The sequence below is a fragment of the Luteimonas fraxinea genome, assembly GCF_021233355.1.
GTDB classification, from domain to species: domain Bacteria; phylum Pseudomonadota; class Gammaproteobacteria; order Xanthomonadales; family Xanthomonadaceae; genus Luteimonas; species Luteimonas fraxinea.
Window position 1 is genome coordinate 2,096,074 of sequence record NZ_CP089507.1, and the last position, 24,018, is coordinate 2,120,091.

21 protein-coding genes are annotated in these 24,018 nt (G+C 68.1%); 12 read left to right on the forward strand and 9 right to left on the reverse strand.

The genetic code is table 11. From position 1 onward, the window contains the following. Window positions 1-38 precede the first annotated feature (38 nt). From LU699_RS09360 to LU699_RS09390, 7 genes are all read left to right on the forward strand, one after another. Complete coding sequence (locus tag LU699_RS09360; RefSeq protein WP_232136711.1) at window positions 39-1,601, forward strand: peptidoglycan-binding protein; 1,563 nt, start codon at window positions 39-41, stop codon at window positions 1,599-1,601. A 107-nt stretch (window positions 1,602-1,708) separates the two neighbouring features. Beyond that, a complete protein-coding gene (locus LU699_RS09365) occupies window positions 1,709-2,650 on the forward strand; it encodes a Tle-like phospholipase domain-containing protein (RefSeq protein WP_232580136.1) in 942 nt (313 codons plus the stop codon). Between the two features lie 50 nt (window positions 2,651-2,700). After that, window positions 2,701-3,423, forward strand: coding sequence for an ankyrin repeat domain-containing protein (locus tag LU699_RS09370; RefSeq protein WP_232136713.1), 723 nt, complete (start codon window positions 2,701-2,703; stop codon window positions 3,421-3,423). 388 nt (window positions 3,424-3,811) lie between these two features. Continuing rightward, complete coding sequence (locus LU699_RS09375) at window positions 3,812-5,374, forward strand: Tle-like phospholipase domain-containing protein (RefSeq protein ID WP_232136714.1); 1,563 nt, start codon at window positions 3,812-3,814, stop codon at window positions 5,372-5,374. 114 nt (window positions 5,375-5,488) lie between these two features. Further along, window positions 5,489-6,151: an ankyrin repeat domain-containing protein gene (locus LU699_RS09380; protein WP_232136715.1), complete on the forward strand. Its 663-nt coding sequence runs from the start codon at window positions 5,489-5,491 to the stop codon at window positions 6,149-6,151. A gap of 109 nt (window positions 6,152-6,260) precedes the next feature. Beyond that, on the forward strand, window positions 6,261-7,910 hold the full coding sequence (locus tag LU699_RS09385) for a Tle-like phospholipase domain-containing protein (protein ID WP_232136717.1): 1,650 nt from the start codon (window positions 6,261-6,263) through the stop codon (window positions 7,908-7,910). 214 nt (window positions 7,911-8,124) lie between these two features. Further along, window positions 8,125-8,778 (forward strand): ankyrin repeat domain-containing protein, encoded by a 654-nt coding sequence (locus tag LU699_RS09390; RefSeq protein ID WP_232580137.1) that lies wholly within the window; start codon window positions 8,125-8,127, stop codon window positions 8,776-8,778. 293 nt (window positions 8,779-9,071) lie between these two features. Here the strand turns inward: LU699_RS09390 and LU699_RS09395 are convergent, their stop codons facing one another. The 5 genes from LU699_RS09395 to egtB form a co-directional block, all read right to left on the reverse strand. After that, window positions 9,072-9,707, reverse strand: a complete 636-nt coding sequence (locus tag LU699_RS09395) for a tetratricopeptide repeat protein (protein WP_232136719.1) — start codon at window positions 9,705-9,707, stop codon at window positions 9,072-9,074. 229 nt (window positions 9,708-9,936) lie between these two features. Next, window positions 9,937-10,554, reverse strand: coding sequence for a DUF938 domain-containing protein (locus LU699_RS09400; RefSeq protein WP_232136720.1), 618 nt, complete (start codon window positions 10,552-10,554; stop codon window positions 9,937-9,939). A 45-nt stretch (window positions 10,555-10,599) separates the two neighbouring features. Then, on the reverse strand, window positions 10,600-10,875 hold the full coding sequence (locus LU699_RS09405; protein WP_232580138.1) for a DUF3253 domain-containing protein: 276 nt from the start codon (window positions 10,873-10,875) through the stop codon (window positions 10,600-10,602). 4 nt (window positions 10,876-10,879) lie between these two features. Continuing rightward, entirely contained in the window at window positions 10,880-11,863 is a 984-nt protein-coding gene (gene egtD, locus LU699_RS09410; RefSeq protein ID WP_232136722.1) for an L-histidine N(alpha)-methyltransferase, read from the reverse strand. Beyond that, on the reverse strand, window positions 11,860-13,161 hold the full coding sequence (gene egtB, locus LU699_RS09415; protein WP_232136723.1) for an ergothioneine biosynthesis protein EgtB: 1,302 nt from the start codon (window positions 13,159-13,161) through the stop codon (window positions 11,860-11,862). The genes egtD and egtB overlap by 4 nt, the downstream gene beginning before the upstream one ends. A 200-nt stretch (window positions 13,162-13,361) precedes the next feature. Between egtB and LU699_RS09420 the strand changes: the two genes are divergently transcribed. Next, window positions 13,362-13,670, forward strand: coding sequence for a hypothetical protein (locus LU699_RS09420; protein WP_232580139.1), 309 nt, complete (start codon window positions 13,362-13,364; stop codon window positions 13,668-13,670). Window positions 13,671-13,856: 186 nt separating this feature from the next. On the opposite strand, the gene LU699_RS09425 is transcribed toward LU699_RS09420, so the two are convergent. The 4 genes from LU699_RS09425 to LU699_RS09440 all read right to left on the reverse strand — a co-directional run bounded on the left by LU699_RS09425 (window position 13,857) and on the right by LU699_RS09440 (window position 18,446). Then, on the reverse strand, window positions 13,857-14,495 hold the full coding sequence (locus LU699_RS09425; RefSeq protein ID WP_232136726.1) for an HAD-IB family hydrolase: 639 nt from the start codon (window positions 14,493-14,495) through the stop codon (window positions 13,857-13,859). Then, a complete protein-coding gene (locus LU699_RS09430; RefSeq protein WP_232136728.1) occupies window positions 14,492-14,887 on the reverse strand; it encodes an MAPEG family protein in 396 nt (131 codons plus the stop codon). The genes LU699_RS09425 and LU699_RS09430 overlap by 4 nt, the downstream gene beginning before the upstream one ends. Before the next feature lie 304 nt (window positions 14,888-15,191). Next, the gene (locus LU699_RS09435) at window positions 15,192-16,889 is read right to left on the reverse strand and encodes a M28 family metallopeptidase (RefSeq protein ID WP_232136730.1); all 1,698 of its coding nucleotides are present in this window, start codon (window positions 16,887-16,889) and stop codon (window positions 15,192-15,194) included. Between the two features lie 813 nt (window positions 16,890-17,702). Beyond that, window positions 17,703-18,446 (reverse strand): DUF4097 family beta strand repeat-containing protein, encoded by a 744-nt coding sequence (locus LU699_RS09440; RefSeq protein ID WP_232136732.1) that lies wholly within the window; start codon window positions 18,444-18,446, stop codon window positions 17,703-17,705. A 104-nt stretch (window positions 18,447-18,550) separates the two neighbouring features. On the opposite strand from LU699_RS09440, the gene gpmI reads away from it, so the two are divergent. The 4 genes from gpmI to LU699_RS09460 all read left to right on the forward strand — a co-directional run bounded on the left by gpmI (window position 18,551) and on the right by LU699_RS09460 (window position 23,999). Next, complete coding sequence (gpmI, locus tag LU699_RS09445) at window positions 18,551-20,101, forward strand: 2,3-bisphosphoglycerate-independent phosphoglycerate mutase (RefSeq protein ID WP_232136734.1); 1,551 nt, start codon at window positions 18,551-18,553, stop codon at window positions 20,099-20,101. A 2-nt stretch (window positions 20,102-20,103) separates the two neighbouring features. Then, window positions 20,104-21,351, forward strand: a complete 1,248-nt coding sequence (locus tag LU699_RS09450; protein WP_232580140.1) for a murein hydrolase activator EnvC family protein — start codon at window positions 20,104-20,106, stop codon at window positions 21,349-21,351. Between the two features lie 356 nt (window positions 21,352-21,707). Beyond that, the gene (locus LU699_RS09455) at window positions 21,708-22,097 is read left to right on the forward strand and encodes an endonuclease domain-containing protein (protein WP_232136736.1); all 390 of its coding nucleotides are present in this window, start codon (window positions 21,708-21,710) and stop codon (window positions 22,095-22,097) included. A 246-nt stretch (window positions 22,098-22,343) separates the two neighbouring features. Further along, a complete protein-coding gene (locus LU699_RS09460) occupies window positions 22,344-23,999 on the forward strand; it encodes a S41 family peptidase (RefSeq protein ID WP_232136737.1) in 1,656 nt (551 codons plus the stop codon). The last annotated feature ends 19 nt before the right edge of the window (window positions 24,000-24,018 follow it).

The following is a 24,018-nucleotide window of genomic DNA, read 5'->3' on the forward strand; positions in this document are numbered from 1 at the left end:
CGCTTCGTCGAAACGCACCCAGCAGAAGGAACTGCACGATGACCACAGAACGCGAAGCACAGCTCTTGCGTGATGCCTATGCAGCCGGCATCAGCCAGCCGCGGGAACTGGCGAACTTCATGGCCCAGGTCGGCCACGAATCGGGTGGGCTCGAACGCCTCGAGGAAAGCTTCCGCTATACGCGCAATGCCGAGCAGATCAGCAGCAATGTGCGCTCTGCATTGCGGGAGGGTCGGGATGTGCTCGAGACCGCTCGACTGGAGGCCCTGGCAGGTCGCCCCGAACCACTCGCCGAACTGATGTACGGCGGACGTATGGGCAATACCGAGCCGGGCGATGGCTATCTGTATCGCGGGCGCGGCTACATGCAGCTGACCGGCAAGAACCAGTACGCGGCCGCCGGCGAGGCACTGGCGCTGGATCTGGTCGGCAATCCGGACCTTGCAGCGCAGCCCGAGCATGCATCACGCATCGCGACCTGGTACTGGCAGCAGAACGTGCCGCGGGACGCGCGTGAGGATGCACGCGCGGCTGGTGCGTCGATCAACGGGACCGATCCGCCGAACGGGTTGGACGACCGGACGCTGCGCTTCGAACATTGGGCGCGTGCGATCACGCCGGAACGCATCCAGTCGCTGTCGGCCGCGCGTGGGGTCGCGGCCGACATCGAGACGCCATCGGCGGACAGCTTCGCGCAGACCATGCGTGTGATGCTGCCGCCGCAGGCTGGTGTCGCGCCGCACGTGACCGGGCACTACGGGGAAGAGCGCGGAGCGCGTGCGCACGGTGGCACGGATTTCAACTACGTCGGTGGGCAGAACGGGATCAACCTGACGCATCCGGTGGTGCACAGCCCGGTCGCGGGCGTGGTCACGTTCTCCGGCGGCACGTTCGGCACCGTGAAGATCCGCGATGCGCAGGGGTACTCGCACGAAATCCTGCATCTCGATGCCCGGCAGGTCGAATCAGGTCAGACGCTTGCAGCCGGCGATCCGATCGGCACCATGGGCGGCCGTGGCTCGGATGGCCCGGCGCAGTACGCACGTCACGTGCATTACCAGTTGCGGGATCCGCAGGGCGGGCTCGTCAGCCCGGAAGCATTCTGGAATCGCGCACCGGCCTCGGTGCGAGGAGAAGCGAGCGCCGTTGCGCTGCTTCGCGAAGGTGGTCAGGGCGACGATGTCCGTGATCTGCAGACCGCACTGGCAGGACTCGGCGTCACTGATGCGCGCGACCGCGCGCTGCAGGTGGACGGTGTGTTCGGCGCCCGCACCACCGAGGCCGTGCGCGCGTTCCAGCAGGCACAAGGCCTGGACGTCGACGGCATCGTAGGACCGGCGACGCGCGGCGCGCTCGAACAGGTTTCGCGACACCAGTCGGCCGAGCCGTCGACTGCGGTGGATGCGCCGGGCGCGGCGGCTTCTCCACTCGAAGCGCTGCTTGCAGCCGCCAGGTCCGGAGACCCCGCCACGCTTAAGGGCGCGTTGGACGATTTCTCGGAGACCGCATTCGGGCGGACCTTCGCCGTCCAGGTCGAGCGGGCGCGCGAACCGGCGCCGAATGCGCCTGAAGCTGCACCCGAGCAGGGCTGCGCGCGCTGATCGTCTGTGTCGATGAATGGGACGGGTCCGCGAACTGGGGTCCGCCCCAGCTGTCGACGCGCGCCGGGTATGCCTAGGGTCGCCCTATCAGTTCCGTGGGGATGGTCATGAGCTTCAGCGTCCAGTCGTCCAGCGTCTCGCCTTCGAGCCTGCAGGCGTTTCCGCCGCCGGATGCGCTGCGTGCGCAGTCGCAAGGTGCGCCGCCGTTGCCCACCGGCAGCTACCAGCTCGAACCCGGCTATCACCCGCAACTCGGGGCCTTGTTCGCGTCGGGCGGCAATGCCGCGAATGCGGCGTCGTTCGACAGCCAGGTGCGTGGTCAGGATGCCAAGGCGATCGATCTGGAGCTGATGCAGATCTCAGCCGCGGTCTATGACCCGGCCGTGCAGCAGGTCGGCGACTGGAGCCGGGTCAGCGATGCGGACCTGATGGCCGCGGGTATCGATCCGGCGCTGCTGGAGAACCCGCAGAGTGGCTTCCGCGCCGGCATCTATACCGACGGCGATGGCAACCACGTGCTGGCATTCGCCGGTTCCAACGATCTGAAGGACTGGACTGGTGCGAACTTCCGTCAGGGCGTGGGCTGGGATTCCGAACAGTACGACGAGGCCGTGCAGCTGGCGCAACTCGCCTCCGCCGCCTACGGCGACGATCTGGCGATCACTGGGCATTCGCTCGGCGGCGGACTGGCCGCGACTGCCGCGATGGCCGTCGATGGCGCTGCGGTGACCTTCAACGCCGCCGGCGTGCACGACCGCACCATCGAAGGTCTAGGTCTCGATCCCGCAACCGCCAAGGCCGACGCCGCCGACGGTCAGATCCGCCGTTACAACGTCGATGGCGAAGCGCTGACCAAGGCCCAGCAGGACATCTGGGTGGTGAACAACATACCCGATGCGCCCGGTCACGAGATCGTGCTCGACGATCCCTCGCCGCTGACCGGCTTCGACCGTTTCAATCCGATTTCGATCGTCTCCCACAGCATCGCCAAGCACATGCAGGACACAGTGATCGAAGCGCTGTCGCAGCAGCAGCCCTGGGCGAACTGATCTGATCCGTGTCGACGGGATGCCCGCGGCGGCTGTGTGAGAATGCGGGCATGCGCGCCGCAGTCCTGAGCCTGTTGCTGATGTTGTCCGGCGCCGCCTGCAGTGGAGACGCGATGGACGCTCGAGCCGCTTTCACCGATGCCAGCGCGGCTGCGCTGGCCGATGCCGTCGCCGACGACGAGGCCGCTGCGGTGCGCACGCAGGTGCAGGCCGGTGCAGATCCCAACGCGCGCGGCGACCAGGGCGTGAACCTGCTGCAGATCGCGATGCTGGCCCAGGCCAAGAACGCGTTGACGGCGCTGCTTGATGCCGGCGCCGATCCGAACGCGCCAGGGCTCGGTGGCGCGACGGCGGTGCATGGTGCCGCGATCGCTGACGATCCCGAGTATCTGAAGATCGTGCTCGACCGCCGCGGCGATCCCGATGCCCGACACGGCGAAACCGATGCCACGCCACTGGCCGGCGCAACGGGTCCGCGTACCGATGCGCAGTTCCGCATGCTCCTCGCGGCCGGTGCCAACCCCGGCGCCGCCGATCGCACCGGCAACACGCCGCTGCACAAGGCAGCGATGATCAACGCTGGCGATCACGTGCTGGCCCTGCTGGACGCGGGCGCCGATCCGCTGGCGAAGAACGCCCAGGGCGCCACCTTCCAGCGCTTCTTCTTCAAGACGCCCGATGCCCGACTCAACGACGCGGCGCGCGCGAAGCGCGAGGCGGTCGTGGCGTGGCTGCAGGCGCATCAGGTGCGGATCGAGGCCGGCGCCGACTGAAGGGTGTCGGCGGCTGTTGAGCCGGCTTTTCGTCGCACTGCTCGATTACGTGAGTCCTCATACGGGTCTGTTGCGCCTCAGGCGGCGCAACTGACGCTGCTGCCGCCTGCAGGATCCTGCACCCGCTTCCGATGAGAGCGCGCCTGCCCAGGACCTGGTCCGGGACGAGGGGCGTTGGTGAGAGAACAAGCGGGGCCATTACGTTCGACAACATGTCGGACTCGGCATTTTCCGGGTCCGCCGACGATGGAGCGGCGCCTGCGTGTGTCGTCCGGAGCGTTGCCGAAGCCACCCGACGCTCCCCCAGCGCCCTAGGACCCGCCCTAGATGGCAGCCGCTCACGTCCGCGTTATCGTGGAGTCCTCAAAAGCCCGGGTGGAGCACGGTCATGTCCCTGACCATTGGCGATGGCATCGGTAGCGTCCAAGACACCTGGCGTCCGCAACACACGCCGCTCCAGTCGTACAGCCCCCCGCTGCCGCCGCCGCAGAGTGGCGCCTATCGCCCGGACACCAGTTATCACCCGCAGGTGCAAGCGCCGGGCACCGCGCCCGCGCAGGGCCAGGGGCAGGGCGGCACCAGTCCGTATGCGATTCCCGCAGGCAGCACGCTCGACGAGGTCGCCAGCGGCACGCAGGCGCAGCCCTTCGACGTGACCCTCTCGCAGCTCGCCACCGCCGTCTACGGCACGCGCGGCGCGCCGCCGCCGGGGTGGGACGCGGTCAGCGACCAGCAGCTGATGGACCAGGGCGTCGCCGATCCGCAGGCCTGGCGCCTGCAGTACCTCGGCGCCAACGACGCAGTGCCGACCAACGATCAGGAATTCCGCGCCGAGGTCTACACCGACGGCGCCGGCAACTACGTGCTGTCCTATCGCGGCACCGCCGAGGGCGGCCCGGACTGGGAAAACAATTTCCGCCAGGGCCTCGGCTACGAGACCAACGATGGCGACAAGTTCAGCCTCACCGCGGTCAACACCGCGCGCGAGTTCGCGAACGTGTTCGGCGACAACGGTGCCAATTCCTCGAACCTCGCGATCACCGGCCATTCGCAGGGCGGTGGTCTCGCCAGCGTCGGCTCACTGGCGAGTGGCATTTCCGCCGTCACGTTCGATGCGTCGGGTATCCATCCCAATACGCTCGACCGCATGGGCATCGATCCTCAGGCTGCCCGCGACAGCGCCGAGGACGGGCAGATCCGCGCCTATTCGCTGTCCAGCGATGCGCTGACCAATGTGCAGGACAGCTGGGTGACCGGCATCGTCGCGCCGGATGCGCTGGGCACGCAGATCGTGGTCGACCCGGCGGCTGCGGACGTCCACAACATGTTCTCCAATTACGGGCCGATCGAAGGCTTCTCGCCCGGCATGAGCGAAGGCATCAATACCGGTGTCGAAATCGCCCGGCATCCGCTGACCGGCGCGGTGATGCCGCTGGCGGGTCTGATCGGCAACGTCGCCTATGCCGGCATCAGCCACAGCCCCAACGCGCTGACCGCCGGCATGATCGAAGCGCAGCCGTGGCAGGCGGGCTACCAGAACCCCTCGTCCACCGGCCGCGATCTGCAGAACCTGCTGCCCGATGCGACCAAAGACGACTACGCGCGCAACGTGCATGACTTCGCCACCGATATCGACAACGTGGTCGCCAACGAATTCGCCAACGGCCAGTACGTGCAGGGCGGTGTCAGCCTGGCCGGTGACTTCGCCGAAGGCGCGTTCAATTCCGCCGGCGACACCATCGACGGCTATGCCGACCAGCTGGCCGGTGTGGTCGACCGCAACATCGGCGGCTGGGGTGGCAGCGCACTGTCGACCGTGATCGACGGCGCCGGCGATGTCGCCGAGTTCACCACCGACGTGGCCGGCCAGGTGACCGAGACCCTGGCCGACGGCGCGGGCTGGGTGGCCCAGGGCGCGACGAATTTCGTCGGTGGCCTGTTCGGCCGCTGAGACTCACGGACCACGCATGTGCCGTGCGTATGATCGGGCGCTGACATGACCCGCCTCCGCGCCCTGTCTTCGATCGTCCTTCTCCTCTGCGCCGCAGGGTGTGCACAGCCGTCCATGAGCAACGACGCATTCAATTCGCCGACGACGGCGCAACTGGCCGACGCCGTCCGTCGCGGCGATGCCGCCGAGATCCGCCGACAGCTCGAACACGTCGCGCCCGACACCCCCGGCAGCGACGGCGAGACGCTGCTGATGGAGGCGATCCGCCAGCGCCGCGCGGCCAGCGTGGATGCGTTGCTCGACGGCGGCGCCGATCCCAACCGCGTCAATGCGCGCGGCGACTCGCCGGTGCATGCGGCGGCGTTCTCCGGCGATCCGGCGATCCTGCGCGCGGTGATCGCCAGGGGCGGCGATGTCGACGTCGCCAACCCGCACACGGGCGCCACGCCGCTGGTGCAGGCGCTGCTGTCGCCAACCGCCGGCCAGGCCGAGGTGCTGCTCGATGCGGGCGCGGATCCCAATCTCGCCGATCGCAATGGCGACACGCCGCTGCACGTCGCCGGCCGCACCAACGGTGGCGCGGCCATCCTTGCGCTGCTGCGCAAGGGTGCCCGTCCGCAGACGGAGAATTCGCGCGGCGTGACCTTCCAGCACGAGTATTTCGGCTTCCCCGCGAACCTGCTCAATGACCGCGCCCGCGCCGAGCGGCGCGAGATCGTCGCCTGGCTGAAGGCCAACGGCGTTCCGCTGGAAGCGAACGTCGCCGCGACGTACTGAGCCGCTGCGGCCCTGAATGCCTGCACGGTCACCTAGGGTCCGCACCAGCTGTCCGGCGCCGCCCGGCCGCCCTATCGTCAGGGCTATCGTTTCCGTAGGTGCGCGCGCCATGAGCCTGTCCCCGGTATCCGGCAACAACACGCCCGTCGATCCGTTCCGCGATTTCGCGCTCGATCCTGCGATCCAGGCGTCGTCTGCGCTGCAACCGCGCACGCCCGCGAACGTCGATACCAGCGCCGGTTTCCCGCGTGGCGACGGCAGTTTCGCCGATTCGGTCCGCGGCACCGCGCCGCAGCCCGAGCAGGATCTGCAATTTGCCTTGATGGCGAACGACAGCTACACGCTGACCGGCCCCGATGGCGTCACCGGCACCGCGGCCGAAGCCGATCTGCAGGCCGCCGGCTGGAACCGTCTCGAGCCCAGCGCCGACGGTACACATCTGGTCGATGCGCAGGGCAACCAGATTCCGATCTCGCCGGACGCGTTGCACGACGCGCAGACCGGCTTCGATGCGGCGATCTACCAGAACGCCGACGGCCAGTACGTCGTCGCCTATCGCGGCACCGACAGCTGGGGCCTGGGCGCCGGTGGCGATTCGCGCGCGAATGGCGGCCAGGGTCTCGGCATGGAGACCGCGCAGTATTCGCAGGCGATGGAGCTGGCGAATATCGCGGTCGATACCTTCGGCACCGGCAACGTCGCGATCACCGGGCACTCGCTGGGCGGCGGGCTCGCCTCGGCCGCGATGCTGGCCACCGACGTGCCGGGCGTGACTTTCAATTCCTCGGGCCTGAGCAACAACACGCTGACCGGCCTGGGCTTCAATCCGAATGCCGCGCGCGGCGAGATCGCCGACAGCGGCCAGATCCGCCGCTACGTCGTCGACGGCGACCCGCTGACGCTCGCGCAGCAGGACATCCCGATGATTCCGGTGCTGAGCATGTCGCCGCCGAATGCGGTCGGCACCGAGCTGCGCGTCGCGCCGCCTGAGGGCATGGGCCGCTTCGACATGCTCGGTCTGCACGGCGGCGGTGGTAACAATCCGTCCTACGTCGAAGCTTTGCGCCAGAACGAGGCGCAGGCACCGGTCGATCGTTCGGGCACCAATCTGGGTCTGGCGCTCGGCACGCTCGAGAACATCGGTGAGCACAACCTCAACCAGCTCGGCTCGCTGGCCAACGGCATCGGCGGTCTGTATTCCGATGGCCGCTCCACGGTGACCGAGGCCGTCAGCGGCATCACCGATGCTGTGCAGAACGACTACGGCAATGGCCGTTATGTCGGCGGCACCTTCAGCATTGCCGGTGACGTGGTCGATGGCGTCGTGGGCCTCGGTGGCGATGCGATCTCCAACACCTTGGGCACTGCGGGTGACGTGGTCGAGAACATCACCAATCTCGGCGGCAGCGTGCTGCGCGACCTCGGCGACCGCACCGGCTTCGATGCACCGTTCGATGCCGTCGCCAGTGGCGTCGAATGGACCGGCCGCGCGGTCGACACCGTGGCCGACACCGTCGGCGATGGCGCGCAGTGGGGTCTGGACAAGGTCGGTGACGGCGCGGAATGGGTCATCGATCGCGCTGGTGATGGCGCCCAGTGGGTCGGCGACCGCGTGGTCGACGGCGTGACCTGGACTGGCAACCGCATCGCCGACGGCGCACGTGCGGTCGGCGATGCCGCCAGCTGGACTGGCGACCGTCTGTCCGATGGCGCGCGCTGGGCCGGCGAAAATCTCAACCCGGTCAACTGGTTCCGTTGAGTGCCGCGATTCCGGACTGTGTCCGCGCCCGGGATCTCCGCACCCTGTCACGACGCCCGACTGCCGGTCGGGCTAGGCTGATGGCTTGTACCGCTTCGGAGGCCTCGCCATGATGGGTGTCGCTTCGATCGCGCCATTTCCGCAGTGGCGGCTCATCGCCTGCATCGTGTTGGCGCTCGCCGCCAGCGGCGCCTGCGCCAGACAAGGAACGAGCATGACCCAGGACCACGCCTCCGATCCCGCCGCCTCCGCGCTGTCGCGCGCCGCGAGTGCGGGTGATGCCGCAGAGATCCGGCGCCTGATCGCCGATGGCGCCAATCCCAACGCCAAGGACACCCAGGGCTCACCGCTGTTACAGGCCGCGATCCTGCGCGGCGATCGCCGCGCATTCCAGGCGCTGCTCGATGCCGGCGCGGACACGACCACCGGCGCGGCCAATGGCAACACCGCTGTGCATCTGGCGGCCATGCAGGATGACGCCAGCTATCTGAAGACGTTGCTGGCCGGCGGTGCGTCCGCCGATACGCCGAACACCAAGAATGGCGAGACGCCGCTGTTCAACGCACTCGAAGCGCGCAACGACGAGAACATCCGCTTGCTGCTCGACGCCGGCGCGCGTGCCGATGCGACCGACGCGTTCGGCGCGACCCTGCTGCACAAGGCCGCACGCATCAACGCGACCGGCTGGGTGGTGCGCTTCCTCGAAGCCGGCGCCGATCCGACCGCCCGCGACCGCGTCGGTGTGACCTTCCAGCCCTCATTCTTCCGCGCGCGCGAAGCGGTGCTGTCGGCCGACGCCAAGCGCGACCGCGAGACCGTGCGCGAATGGCTGGTCGCACGGCAGATTCCGGTCGAAGACAAGCACTGATCGACGCGTCGCCCTGCGCGGCAGGCGCGTTCGACGAGTGCGTTCGCGGGCATGCAGGTACGCATGAAAAGGCGTGAGCTTTTCACCGTCATCCCGGCGTAGGCCGGGATCCAGCGACTTGGGTTTAGAGCATTGACGTTGTGAGCTGGGCGTAAGGCCTGCGCACGCCCAGGTGAAAGGCGCTGGATGACGAGGGCGTCGTGTTGTTGGGAGCCGTTCCGGCCCACACCTCGCTGACGACGAATCGCACGTTCCGTCCGATCAGTCGCCAACCCGGCTCAACACGCGACTGCTTACGGCCAGGCCGGCGGCGCCGCCCGCCACGCCGCAAACACCTCGGCCAACGTCGCGCGCTCCTCTGCGGTCCAATCCGGCAGCAGTGTTGCAAAGCGCGCCGGATCGCTCCACAGCGTCGGTTCGGTACGCACTGCCGCGGCGTACCAGCGCACGGCCTCGTCGCGACGGTCGGTCGACCACAGTCCGAGGGCCAGCGTCGGCGGCGCCCACGAGGGACGCAGCAGTCGACCGTCCAGCGCCTGTCGCCATTGTTCCAGCGCTTCCTGGTGATGGCCGGCGCGGTACAGATCCCAGCCGTAGTTCCACTGCACCGAACTACGCAGGGGCGCGCGCGCTGCCAGCGACGTGAGCGCCTGCGCGTACATCGCGCGGCCGGTGTCCTCGCGACCGCTGCGCATCAGCGCCTGGGCCAGCTGCGCGCGTGCCTGGTCGGCAGTGCGCCCGTTGCGCTCGATCAGTTGCATCAGCCGCGCATGGGTCTGGTCGTCGTCGCCGGCGATCGCGACGATCGGCGAGGCCGTCCGCGCATCGTCATCGAAATAGAACTCGGCCGGCGCCGGCAACGTCTGTGCATCGACGGTCGACGCGAACAGCAGCCCGAGCGCGCACAAGCCGGCACGCAAATATCCCATCACCATTTCCCCGTGTGTCTGTTCCGTGTCGTGCGGATGACCACGACATCCCCGGTCCGATTGTAGCCACGACGCGCGGGCAGGCGCCGCGACCGGGTTCACGGATGCCGCGCTGACAGTCGACATCGCGCTACGAGACATCAGGCGCGAAGGATTGCCAGCGGAATCAGGCAGGGCATCAGTGAAGCGCTGACGCCGAACTCGTCACATACGGAAAACCGTCAGCGCCTCAGCGCCGCCATACGAGACAGCGATTGTTCGACGGCATCTCGATGTCGTCCTGCAGACGCAGGCCGATGCGCAACGCGAGCGCATCGACTGCTTCGAAATCGCGGATGCCCGAGCGCGGATCGCGCGCCTTGAGCCAGCCGTCGAAATCGCGGTTGCTGTCGCTGGTGTAGCTGCCGCCGACGTTGAATGGCCCGTAGACCACCAGCGTCGCGCTGTCGGCGAGCACGCGGTCGAGACCGGCGAAACAGGCCTCGACCTCGGGCCAGCCCATGATGTGCAGCGTGTTCGCGGTGAACACCGCATCGAACCGGCCGTCAGTGGCCGTGGACACCGGCCAGTCCGGCTGCGTGACATCAAGCGCCACGGGCGCCGGGGTGTTCGGCAACGCGGCCTCGTCGAGCCATGCCGCGATACCCGACAGATACCTAGCGCGTTCCGAGGTCTGCCAGCGCAACCACGGCATCGCCGCGGCGAAATGCACCGCGTGCTGGCCGGTGCCGCTGCCGATCTCGAGCACCTGGTGACGGTGTTCGAACTGCGTGCGCAGGACTTCAAGAATCGGCGCGCGATTGCGATCGCAGGACGGCGAAAAGGGTTTGTCGTGGGGCGTCGTCATGCGCGACACGATACGGCACGCGATCGCGCGCGCCGCCTCGCTCGATCAAGCGCCGTTGCTCCAGCGGGGACCGCGCCGCAGGCGGATCGGCCCGGAGATCGGCGCTTCCGGATCCAGCACGACATCCGACTGCGTGATGCAGATGACGCCATCACCCGCGAGCACACAGGCCACGCGGCGCACGTCCGGCATCGCATCACGCCATGCATCTTCGGGATACAGACGACGTGCCACGTCGGACGGGCAAATAGATGCGTCGGGCGCGCGCGCATCCAGCAGCGCACGGATGTCCGTGGTGATGCGCGCGTCGTCGTGTGTCACCGGCTCAGGCCGGCTGCAGCAGCCGCAGGCCGAAACTGTCGCCGTCGTCGTTCCAGCCATGCGTCACGCGAAGGCCGGCCTGCGCGGCCAGCGCGGAGAACGAGGCGTCGGTGTACTTCTGGCTGATCTCGACGTGCATGGCTTCTCCCGCGGCGAAATCGAACGCGTGGTCGCCGATGCGCACGCTCTGCGCCCGTTCGCTGACGAGGCTCGTCTCGATCCGCATGCGGTCGCGCGCGTACAGCGCACGATGACGGAATCCGTCGGTGTCGAAATCGCTGTCGATCTCGCGGTTGAGTCGCGTCAGCAGATTCACGGTGAATGCCGCGGTGACGCCAGCCGCGTCGTTGTAGGCGGCTTCGATGATCGCCGGATCCTTGTCCAGATCGATGCCGATCAGTGCGCAGCCCGCATCGCCCATCGTGCCGCGCATCGAGCGCAGCAGACGCACGGCTTCGTCGTCGGAGAAGTTGCCGAGCGTCGAGCCTGGAAAGAACACCAGCGTGCGATGCGCACGCCGTTCTGCGCGCGGCAGCGGCACCGGGCGGGTGAAGTCCGCGCACACCGGCAGCATCTGCACATCGGGAAAGTTCTGACCGAGGCGGGTCACGCTGTCCATCAGCGCAGTGCGCGAAATCTCGATCGGCGTGTAGGCGACGGGCGCCGCCAGACCTTCGAGCAGCAGTTCGGTCTTGCGCCCGCTGCCGCTGCCGAACTCGACCACGTGCACGCCGTCGCCGATCGCCTGCGCGATCGACGGCATCTGCGCTTCCATCAGTGCCAGCTCGACACGCGTGAGGTAGTACTCGGGCTGACGCGTGATCGCTTCGAACAGGCGCGAACCTTCCGCGTCGTAGAAATACTTCGACGGCAAGGTCTTGGGCGCACGCGACAGTCCGGCGATCGCATCGGCAGCGATGTCGTCGGGTTGCGGGCGCAAATCGGTCAGCGCGGCCTGCGCACGGGCGCGGGCGATGGCGGCATTCATGCGGAATCCTTGGCCAGGCGCAGACCGGCGAACTGCCATCGCGCATCGGAGGGAAAGAAGTTGCGGTAGCTGGCGCGCGCATGGTCGGCGGACGTCGCGCAACTACCGCCGCGGAGCACCCACTGCGCATCCATGAACTTGCCGTTGTACTCGCCCAGCGTGCCGGGCCATGGCCGGTAGCCGGGGTACGCGGTGTAGGCGCTGGACGTCCATTCCCAGACATCGCCGAACATCTGCTGCAGACCGGTCGATGCGTTCGCCGGCGCGCTGGGATGCAACCGGCCGCTGTCGACGAAGTTGCCATCCACCGGCAACGAGACCGCCGCCTGTTCCCACTCGAATTCGGTCGGCAGACGCGCGCCTGCCCAGCGGGCGAACGCGTCCGCCTCGTAATAGCTCAGATGGCATACCGGCGCTTCGGGATCGAGCGCGCGCCAGCCACCGAGCGTAAACTCCGCTTCGCAGGCCTCATTCCAGTACAGCGGTCGCGTCCAGCCGCGCGCACGTACGGTATCCCAGCCTGCGCTGAGCCATGCGCCCGCGGTGCGGTAGCCGCCGTCTTCAATGAAAGCGAGGAATTCGGCATTGCTGACCGGACGGCTCGCCAGGGCATGCGCGGGCACCAGCACGCGATGGCGCGGCGACTCGTTGTCGTAGGCAAAGCCGGCATCGCCGGGCCATGCGGCATGGCCCACCTTGAAGATCGACTCCTGTCGCGCGATCCAGCTGAGCGCTGCCGTGCTGCCGCCGGCATGCGGCAGATCGTCGCGATAGGCGGGATGGAGCGGATTGCTGAAGAACGCATGCTTGATATCGGTCAGCAGCAATTCCTGATGCTGCTGCTCGTGCTGCAGACCGAGTTCGACGATGTCGAGCAGCCGCGTATCAAGATCACCGCCCTGTAGCCGCGCGCGCATCCGCGTCTCGATCGCGTCGCGGTAATCGGAGACCTGCGCGAGCGTCGGCCGCGACAGCACGCCGCGCTGCGGTCGCGCGTGCATCGGCCCGGCGCTCTGGTAGTAGCTGTTGAACAGGTAATCCCAGGCGGGATCGAAAGGCGTGTATGGGCCACCGTCGGCCAGCACGAAACGTTCGAAAAACCACGTGGTGTGTGCCAGATGCCATTTGCTCGGGCTGGCATCTTCCATGCTCTGCACCATGGCGTCCTCGGCGCTGATCGGTGCGGCGAGCGCCGCACTGCGACCGCGTACGGCATCGAAGCGTTGCGCGAGCCAGCGGCATCGCGCGTCGACATCGCCGACTCCGGAGGAGGGCGGAACAGGGGCATGCAGCGACATCGGCGAAGTTTTCGTGTCGTTGCGTGACGGTGCTGTCGTCGGCGCGCTTTCAGACACGTGCGGCGATTCACGCGCGCGGCATGTCCTTGAACGGACGCCAGAAATCGATGCGGATAACGGAATTTCTACGGTGTAAACGACGCCGGCACTACACGCAGACGCCGATAGTGCAGATCAACATCCACACAAGGAGTTATCCGATGCGACGTATTGCGCTTCCGCTTGCAGCCGCGATGGCCTTCGCGTTCACGGCCTGCAGCAACGATCCGCCGCCGCCGGATGTCACGCCGACGGATCCGGCCCCGATGAATGACACGGCGACCCCGCCGGTGGATCCCGCGACGGATCCGATGAATCCGCCGCCGAGCGATCCGATGTCGCCGACGCCCACCGACCCGACCATGCCACCGCCGACGGATCCGATGACGCAGCCGCCGACCGATCCGACCACCACGCCGCCGGCGACGCCGCCGGTCGAAGGTGAGGGCACCACGACCAGCGGTAGCTGATCGACACGAGTCCATGCGAAACCTGCCGTGCCCATGAGACCGGTCTGACGTCGCTGACGTCAGCGCCCCCCGGCGCAACTCTCTCTCTCCGACCGGTCCCAGTTGCCGTCCGCCCCTCCCCCGGGCGGGCGGCTTTTTCTTGTCCGGTTTCCGCCTCCCGGCATGGCATTGCGCAACGCGTGCCCGTTACGCAGACGCGTGCGCCGGCCATGCCGCGCCGCGATAGGTCGCCACGTGCGCGAGTGCGAGCAGCGCGTGATCTTCGTGCGTGTCGCCGTGCGCATGGACTTCGCGATAAGCGGCGAGGTCGTAGCGCTCGCGCACCCGCCGGACCTTTTCGTCAGCCACGCATTGCGCACCGGCATAGCGACCGGTCAAATGATCACCGTCGCTATCGAGCGACGAGCAGACGAGTTCCAACCCCAGCGCTTCGCACCACGGTGCGAGATAGACATCGAAGCCACCGGACACGACGACTATGGTGTCGCCCTGCGCGCGATGCGCATCGAGACGCGCCTGCATCTCCGGCCGCACCAGCGCAGGCAACACCGTGGTCGCGAAGCGGCGGCCGGCGTCTTCGACGGCAGCGCGCGGCAGACCGCCGAATGCATAGCGCACGAGCAGCGTGCGCAGCGCGTGCACCGGCAGCAGCTTGAGCTTGTAGGCGAGCACCGGCAGCACGAACAGCAGCGTGCCGAGCTGCAGGCGCCGCGGCGGCGTGGCGAAGCGCAGGAAATCCGGCAATGTCTCGCGCGTGGTGATGGTGCCGTCGAAATCGAACAGCGCCAGCACCGGACGCGCGTCGTGCGTGTCGCGCACGCTCATGCGATCGACAGCGCCGCCTGCGCGATCAGCGCGACCACGCAGCCGAGCGCCGCGAACCACGCGAGACTGCGCAGCCAGGCGACATCCGCGACGTAGGCGATGCCGTGCAGCAGCCGCAGCGTGACGAATGCGATGCCCAGCATCGCGATGCGCTCGTGCGCCACGCCGGCGAGTTGCGACAGCACCACGCCTGCCGCGAACGGCGCGAAGGCCTCCAGCGCATTGAGATGCGCGTTGTAGGCGCGCCGCAGCCGCGGATGCTCCTGACGCGCGATCCAGCCCCGCGGGTCGCGGTTGTCGTAGCGCGGCACCGATGCCTTCGCGAGTGCGACCCAGCAGTAGGGCAACAGCGCGGCGATCAGCACGCACCAGTAGGCAGTGGAGAGCGTCATCGGATGGTTCCGTGGATTGCGATTGGTGGCTTATCGCATGCACACGCAGATCGTGTCTTGCCTGAGCGCGCGAGGTGCGACGGATTGAGCCCTCCCCCGCAAGGCGGGGGAGGGTTGGGAGGGGGCAAACGTGCCGATCAAGACGTGACGTCTCTCAAGAGCGGAAGCGAGCTCTTGATCTTCGCGTCTTCCTGGGGCTGACGGTTCGCCCCCACCCAACCCTCCCCCGTGGACAGGGGAGGGCCAAAAAAAAGCGGCGACATCACTGTCGCCGCTTTCGTATCACGTGTTCGCTGACGACGCCTTACGGCGCGCCACCCGCTTCGCTGCGCATCTGGTCGCGCGCGGCCTTGAAGGGGTTGCCCTCGTACCAGTTCGGCCACTGGCCGTCGTCGGCCAGTGTGCGGCCCACGCCGTACAGCGCTTCGAGATCCTGCACCACGCCCTCGAGGTTCCAGTCCGGGTTGTACTCGTCGCTGGGCTGGTGATAGCGCTTGGCGTAGTCGTCGGTCGCGGCCTTGCCACCGGCGGTGCCGCCATCGACGAGATCGTTGCCGCCCTTCGCATACAGCGCCGGCACGCCGGCCTTGGCGAAGTTGAAGTGATCGGAGCGGAAGTAGAAACCGCCGGCCGTATTGCCTTCCTCCACCAGCGTGCGGTTCTGCTGGTCGGCGTAGGTCTTGAGGATGTCCTCGAGTTCCGAGTTGCCCTTGCCGGTGACCACGAAGTCACGCGACGGACCGGCGACGCTCATCGCATCGAGGTTGATCACGCCGACCGTCTGCGCCAGGCCGATGCTCGGCTGCGCTACGTAGTACTTGCTGCCCAGCAGGCCCGATTCCTCGAGCGTCACCGCCAGGAACACCAGCGAGCGCTTCGGCTTCGGTTCGGTGGTGGCGAACTTCTCGGCGATCTCGATGATGCCGGCCACGCCGGTCGCATTGTCGATCGCGCCGTTGTAGATCGTGTCGCCCTCACCCTCGTGCTTGCCCAGGTGATCCCAGTGCGCGAGATAGAGAATCGCCTCTTCCGGCGCCTCGGTGCCCGGCAGGATGCCGATCACGTTGCGCGAGCTCTTCTCGGCGATCGTGCTCTTGAGGTCGAAGCCGACCTTCGCGTTGAGCGGCACCGGCTTGAAGCCGCGCGTGTTGGCGGCCTTGATCTGCTCGTCGAGATCGAGACCGGCCTCGGCGAACAGCTGCTTGGCGACGTCGCCGGTGATCCAGCCCTGCGCCGGCAGGCGCGGTTCCGGATCGTCCTCGGCGCGCAGATCGAACTGCGCACCCGACCAGGAATTCTTCACCACGTCCCAGCCGTACGAGGCGCCGGGCGTGTCGTGGATGATCAGCGCGGCCACCGCACCCTTGCGCGCGGCTTCTTCGAACTTGTACGTCCAGCGACCGTAATAGGTCATCTTCTCGCCGTCGAACAGCGTCGCGTCGTTAGCGTGGAAGCCCGGGTCGTTGACTAGCATCACGACGGTCTTGCCCTTGAGATCGAGGCCGGCGTAATCATTCCAGTTCTGCTCCGGCGCATCGACGCCGTAGCCGACGAACACCAGTTCGCTGTCGGCGACGTTGATCTCGGGCTGGCCGGTGCGGGTGCCGATCACCATCTCGTCGCCGAACTTCAGATCGCGCGTGCCGGCGCTGTTGCTCAGGCGCAGCACGGTCGACGGATCGGCCGTGGTCTCGACCATCGGCACCGTCTGGTACCAGTCGTTGTTGTCGCCGCCGGGTTGCAGGCCGATGCGCTCGAACTGGGCCTTGATGTACTCGACCGTCTTGTCTTCGCCGGCGGTACCGGGCGCGCGTCCCTCGAACTCGTCGGACGCCAGCACGCGCACCATTTCGCCGAAATCGCCGGCGGTGATGTCGGGCGAGAACGTATGAGCGGCCTGGGCATCGGGCGGCGTGGCCGCATCCGGCGCGGCGGTCTTGTCGCCACACGCGGCGAGCACCAGCGCAGCCGGCAGCGCCAGCAGCAGAAGGGGTTTGCGCATCCTGGAATCTCCGGAAAATCGTGGAGGCCGCACTATACGTGCGTTCAGGGGGCGATGCTTTTTGAAGGCTCTAGCTGTTGGTTTCGAGCCCTTCTCCCTCTGGGGAGAGGGGTTGGGGTGAGGGTGCTCTTCGAGCTCCATGCCTAAAACTCAGCCCTCACCCGAAGCGCTACGCGCTTCGACCTCTCCCGGAGGGAGAGATGCTTGGATCTCTAGTTGCGTTGCAGCGCATTTCGAACCGCCCGCTTGCTCTGTATTCAAGGCCCTCTCCCTTTGGGCTGAGGCCGCACGCTTGCGAGCCATCGGCTCGCGTATCGACGAACGCCCTCACGCCAGTGCGAGGGCCGGGGCGCGGAGCGGGGGGTTGGGGTGAGGATGCTTTTCGGGCTCCATGCGTAAAACTCAGCCCTCACCCGAAGCGCTACGCGCTTCGACCTCTCCCGGAGGGAGAGGTGCTTGGATCTCTAGTTGCGTTGCAGCGCACTTCGAACTGCCCGCTCTCTTGCTGTTGGTTTCGAGCCCCTCTCTCTGGGGTGAGGCGGCACGCTTGCGAGCCATTGGCTCGCGTGTCGACGAACGCCCTCGCACCAGTGCGAGGGCCGGGGCGCGGAGCGGGGGTTGGGGTGAGGGTGCTCTTCGAGCTCCATGCGTAAAACTCGGCCCTCACCCGAAGCGCTACGCGCTTCGACCCCGGATCACGTCCGGGGCAGGCTCTCTCCCGGAGGGAGGGGTGTCTGCTTGCTGCGATCTGCAACGCGCCGCGGCATCGATCGAGCGTGCGGAAAGTCGATAGGCGATGCGGCGGTACGCCTCTTACTCCTGCGGCGCCCGCGCACTGTCGTACGGCACTGCCGTCGCGCCGCTGATCGCGCCGGTCTTCGCGCTCGTGTGCACGTACAGCGTGACTTCGCGCTTGAACTCCAGCGGACCGTCGACCACCGCATCCGGGCCGATGATCACGCGCGGGTTGCGGCGGCTGATCGTCACCGGGAACCAGTTCGACGACGGCTTGTCGATCACCAGCTTGCCGCGCACGTGCGAGCCGGTGCCGATGGTGACGTCGCCATTGACCGTTTTCACGTCGCCGGTGACCTCGGTGCCGACCATGCCGATCGCGCCGTTGACCGTCGAGACGTTGCCGTCGATGCGGCCGCCGCGGTCGACGAACACGCCGCCGCTGACGCTCTCGACGTTGCCGCCCAGCTGCGCGTCGGTGCCGACGCGGATCGCGCCGTTGACCGTGGTCAGCGATTTGGCCTGCGCACGCGCGCCGACATTGATGCCGCCGTTGACGGTTTCCATGTCCTCGACCGCGATGCCGTCGCCGGCGCGGATGCCGCCGTTGACGGTCTCCACGTCGCGCGCCTTCACGCCGTCGCCGATGCGGATGCCGCCGTTGACCGTGCTCAGGTCGCGGTAGGTCTGGCCGGCTTCGGCCTCGACACCACCGTTGACCTTGGAAATGTCCTCCTGCGCGAACGCGGCGCCGGTGGCCAGCGCAAGAGCGGCAGCGAGCAGCAGGGGGGCGGAGCGCAAGCGCGCAGGGGCAGGGGACATGGCCGTGACCTCGTGAATGGATGGGCGGGCCGGAACCCGTCGACAGGTAGCTTGCCCCCGCTTCGCTACAATCGCATCTGTCTTTCGTCACTGGGTCGATCGTCGTGCCGCACGCCGCCAGCTCTCCCCGTCCGCGCCCCGTCGTCCTGCTGATCCTCGATGGCTGGGGGCACCGCGACGATCCGCGCGACAACGCCCTGGCGCTCGCCGACATCCCCAACTGGCGCCGTCTGCTGGCCGAGCATCCGTCCACGCTGATCCACACCGAGGGCCGCCACGTCGGCCTGCCGGACGGGCAGATGGGCAACTCCGAAGTCGGCCACATGAACATCGGCGCCGGCCGCATCGTCTACCAGGACCTGACCCGCATCGACGCGGCGATCGAGGACGGCAGCTTCTTCGACAACGCCGAACTGCTGGCCGCCTGCGATGCGGTGCGCGGCAACGGCGGCACGCTGCACGTCATGGGCCTGCTGTCGCCCGGCGGCGTGCACAGCCACGAAGCGCATCTGGCGGCGATGCTCGACCTCGCCGCGAAGCGCGGCGTCGCCCGCGTCGCCGTGCATGCGTTCACCGACGGCCGCGACATGCCGCCGCGTTCGGCCGAACCCAGCCTGCGCGCGCTGCAGGACCGCTGCGCCGCGCTCGGCAATGCGCACGTCGCCAGCGTGTCCGGCCGTTACTACGCGATGGACCGCGACAATCGCTGGGAGCGCGTGCGCCTGGCCTGGGACGCGATCGTCGACGCGACGTCGCCGCACCACACGCCCGATGCGGTCGCCGCACTGCAGGCCGCGTATGCGCGCGACGAGAACGACGAATTCGTGCTGCCGACCGTCATCGACGGTGCCGCGCCGATGGCCGACGGCGACGCGGTCGTCTTCATGAACTTCCGCGCCGACCGCGCGCGTCAGCTGACGGCCGCCTTCGTCGATCCCGCATTCGCCGGATTCGAGGCACGTCGTCCCCAGCTCGCGCGTTTCGTCTGCCTGACCGAGTACGACGCGCGCCTGCCGGCGCCGCTCGCATTCGCGCCCGACAGCCTGCCGAACACGCTGGGCGAAGTGCTCGGCGCGAACGGCATGACCCAATTGCGCATCGCCGAGACCGAGAAGTACGCGCACGTGACGTTCTTCATGAGCGGCGGCCGCGAGGATCCCTATCCGGGCGAGGACCGCATCCTGGTGCCGAGCCCCAAGGTCGCGACCTACGACCTGCAGCCGGAGATGAGCGCGCCCGAAGTCTGCGCCAAGCTCGTGCAGGCCGTCCGCGACCAGCGCTTCGACGTGGTGATCTGCAACTTCGCCAATCCCGACATGGTGGGTCACACCGGCGTGCTGGCAGCGGCGATCAAGGCGGTGGAAACGGTGGACACCGCGGTCGGTGAAATCGTCGCGGCCGTGCGTGAGCAGGGTGGTGAACTGCTGGTCACCGCCGATCACGGCAACGTCGAAATGATGCGCGACCCGGAAACCGGCGAGCCGCACACCTCGCACACCGTCGGCCCGGTGGATCTGATCTACGTCGGCAGTCGTGACGTGCCGCTGCGCGGCGGCGGTGCACTGCGTGATCTCGCGCCGACGATCCTCGATCTGATCGGCGTCGAACAACCGGCCGAAATGACCGGCCGCAGCCTGCTGCAGGCCGCCGGCTGAACATGTCCCGCGGCCGCGCGCTGCTGCTGGTCGCGCTGCTCGTTGCGGCGCTGCCCGTGCTCGACGCCGCAGGGCAGAACAGCCGCGAGACCGAGCGCCGCCTCGAGCGCGTGCGCAAGGAACTGCGCGATGTCGCCGCCGAGCGCCGTCGACTCGAAGGCCAGCGCGGCGAAGCGGCGCGCGATCTGCGCGCGGCCGACGAACAGGTCTCGACATCCGCGCGCGCGTTGCGCGACACACGCATCAAGCTCGCCGAAGAACAGATCGCGCTGGAGAAACTGCAGGCACGCCGGGTCGAACTCGAATCCACGGTAGAGACGCGCCGCGAAGAACTCGCCGCGCTGGTGCGCGCCGCCTACACCGTCGGCGACGAAGCCGCGCTGAAGCTGATGCTCGCGCAGGATCGCGTCGCCGATGCCGGACGCCTGCTGACCTATCACCGCTATCTGCAGCAGCAACGCAGCACGCGCATCTCCGAACTGCGCGCGGAAATGGCAGAACTCGACGGCATCGAAGCCGCGATCCAGGACCGCCGCGCGGGACTCGAAGCCGCGCAGGTCGAGCAACGCGCGCAGCTGGCCAAGGTCGAGAGCGATCGCAGCCAGCGCGCCGAAGCGGTCAAGGGCATCGAATCGCGCTTCAGCGATCGCAGCGCCCGCGAAAAAGCACTCGGTCGCGATGCCCGCTCGCTGGAACGCGTGCTCACCCAACTGCGCGAAGCCGCGCGCCGCGCCGAGGCCGAACGCCGCGCCGCAGCCGCCGCTGCGCGCGAACGCGAAGCGCGCGAAGCCCGTGAAGCGACCGCGGCAGGCCGTCCGCGTCCACCACCGCGTCCGCCGACCCAGGTAGCCCGCACGACCGCACCGCAGGTCGGCGGCCTCGGCTGGCCGGTCAGCGGCAGCCTGCTCACCGCCTACGGCGGCAAGTTGCCCGACGGCCGCAGCAGCACCGGCATTCTGATCGGCGCGCCTGCAGGCACCGCGGTGAAAGCCGTTGCCGACGGCACGGTGGTCTTCGCCGAATGGATGACCGGCTACGGCATGCTGCTGATCGTCGACCACGGCAACGGCTACATGAGCCTCTACGCGCACAACGACGGCCTGCTCAAGAGCGTCGGCAACGCCGTGCGCCGCGGCGACACCGTCTCCAGCGTCGGCAGCTCCGGCGGCCAGGGCCGCAGCGGCCTGTACTTCGAACTGCGCCAGAACGGCACACCGGTGAATCCAACGACGTGGTTGCAGCGGCGCTGAGTGGTGTCGGCTGAGCGCTGCTAGCCGCCTGCCAAAAGCACCCTCACCCCAACCCCTCTCCCAGAGGGAGAGGGGCTAAGACCCCGACGCTCGCACCGTACGAGCCCTATCCCTTTGCGGTGAGGCGGCACGCTGGCGAGCCATTGGCTCGCGTGTCGACGAACGCCCTCGCGTCAGCGCGAGAGCTGGGGCGCGGAACGGGGAGTTGGGGTGAGGGCAGTCGCGCAAGAGGCACCGTCTCTTGGGAGTACGCGGACACACCGCGGCAATCCCCCACGCCCCCATTCCGCCTCCTCCGAGCGAACCCGCCACCCACGCACCGCAACACTGCACCTGGATCCCCCGGAGTCCGGCGCATGCAATACACATCCGCCAAGCTTCAGTTCGCGCGCCACCTCCGCCGCGAATCGACCGACGCCGAACGCTTGCTGTGGTTCCACCTGCGCGACCGGCGCCTCGGGGTGAAGTTCAGACGGCAACAGCCCGTCGGGCCTTTCGTCGTCGACTTTCTGAGTGTCGAAGCCATGCTGATCGTCGAGCTTGATGGCTCGCAGCACGACGATGCCATCGATGCTGGCCGCACACGTTTCCTGGAACGCCGCGGCTATCGCATGCTGCGTTTCTGGAATCACGATGCCCTGGTGCGCACGGAATCCGTGCTCGAAGTCATCCTCGCGAGCGTCGCCCTCACCCCAACCCCTCTCCCGGAGGGAGAGGGGCTCGAGCACAACCCCAAACTGCGTTGAGAGATCCGGCAGCGGGCCACGTGCGAGATCGAGCCCCTCTCCCCCAGGGAGAGGGGTTGGGGTGAGGGAAGCCAATCGCAGTTCACTCATATCGGGCGAGTTCAGCCGTTCGCCAACACGCCGCGCCACCCACCCCACCCGCAGAACTGAACATCCCCGCCCGCCTTTAACGCATTCACACACCCTGCCCGCATAATCGATCGACGCGCGACCGCGCGTTTCGCCCGCCTTTCCCCGGAGTCCTGCATGCGCGTGAGTTCACTGACGCTGGCCCTGTCCCTGCTGTTGTCGCCAGCCGCGTTCGCGCAGACCCCACGCTCAGCCGAAACGCCGGCGCAGGCCCCCGGCGAGGCGTCGGAACCCACGCCGCCCGCGCCGCCCGCAACCGCGCCTTCTGAGACGCCGTCGGCCGCGGACGACACCGAGATCCCCGTGGCCGCCAGCGACGATCCCGGCGCGATGGAGCAGGCTTCCAACCGCGTGCCATTGCAGGAGATCCGCCGCTACGTCGGCGTCTTCAATGCCGTGCGCGAGGCCTACGTCGAGCCGGTCGAAGACAGCAAGCTCATGTCCTCGGCAATCCGTGGCCTGCTGCTCGATCTCGATCCGCACAGCGTGTACATGCAGAAGGAAACCGCCACGGCCTTCGACGAAGGCACCGAGGGCGCGTACGACGGCATCGGCGTCGAAGTGATGTATCTGGGCGACGGCAGCATGCGCGTCATCGCGCCGATCGACGGCACGCCCGCCGCGAAGGCCGGCATCCGCGCGGGCGACGTGATCGTCAGCGTCGACGGCCGCACGCTCACGCCGTCCGACAACGATGGCGCCGGCCCGCTGCGCGGCGCGCCCGGGACGTCGGTCACCGTCGGCGTGCTGCGCGATGGCGAGACCGCACCGCTCGAGATCCGCGTCGATCGCGAAACCATCCGCGTCGTCAGCGTGCGCAGCCGCATGCTCGAGCCGGGCTACGGCTACGTGCGCGTGAGCCAGTTCCAGGTCGAGACCGCCGCCGACTTCGCGCGCAATGTCGGCGAGCTCAAGCAGCAGTCCGGCGGCACGCTGCGCGGTCTGGTGATCGACCTGCGCAGCAATCCCGGCGGCCTGCTGACCTCCGCGGTGCAGATCGCCGACGACCTGCTCGACAGCGGCAAGATCGTCAGCACCCGCGGCCGCATCCCGATCAGCGATGCCGAGTTCAGTGCGACACCGGGCGACCTGCTCGACGGCGCCCCGGTGATCGTGCTCGTCGACGTCGGCTCGGCCAGCGCCTCCGAAGTGCTGGCCGGCGCGTTGCGCGACAACAATCGCGCCCGCGTCATCGGCAGCCGCACCTTCGGCAAGGGCTCGGTACAGACCGTGCTGCCGCTCGACAACGGCGATTCGGTCAAGCTCACCACCGCGCGTTACTACACGCCGAGCGGTCGCTCCATCCAGGCCCGCGGCATCGATCCCGACACGACCCTCCGCCCCGAGGGCGCGGAGACCGCCGACCCCAACGCCCCGCGCGCCGCCACCGTCTACACCGAAGCCAACCTGCCGGGCCACCTGCAGGGCGACGAAGAAGACGGCTCCACCGGCGGCGAAGCCCTGCCCGGCGATGGCCCCATCGACGCTGCACTCGCTGAACTGAAGAAGCCCTGGGTGCCGACCGCCCAGGTCCACGCCGAAGACACACCGCCCGCTGTCGCCCCGGCGACCGCGATGCCTGCGCCTGCTACCGGGCCGACGCCTGCGACGGATACAACGCCGAAAACCACGCCGGCTCCGACATCCGAACCCGTCCCCGCAGCAGAGCCGGCTGAAACACCTGAGACCTCAACGGACCCGTCGACATCCGAGAACCCAACGGATTCCGACGCAACGCCCGAGACCTCCGAGCCCCCACCGCCGACACCCTGATCGGCAACAGGCAACAGGC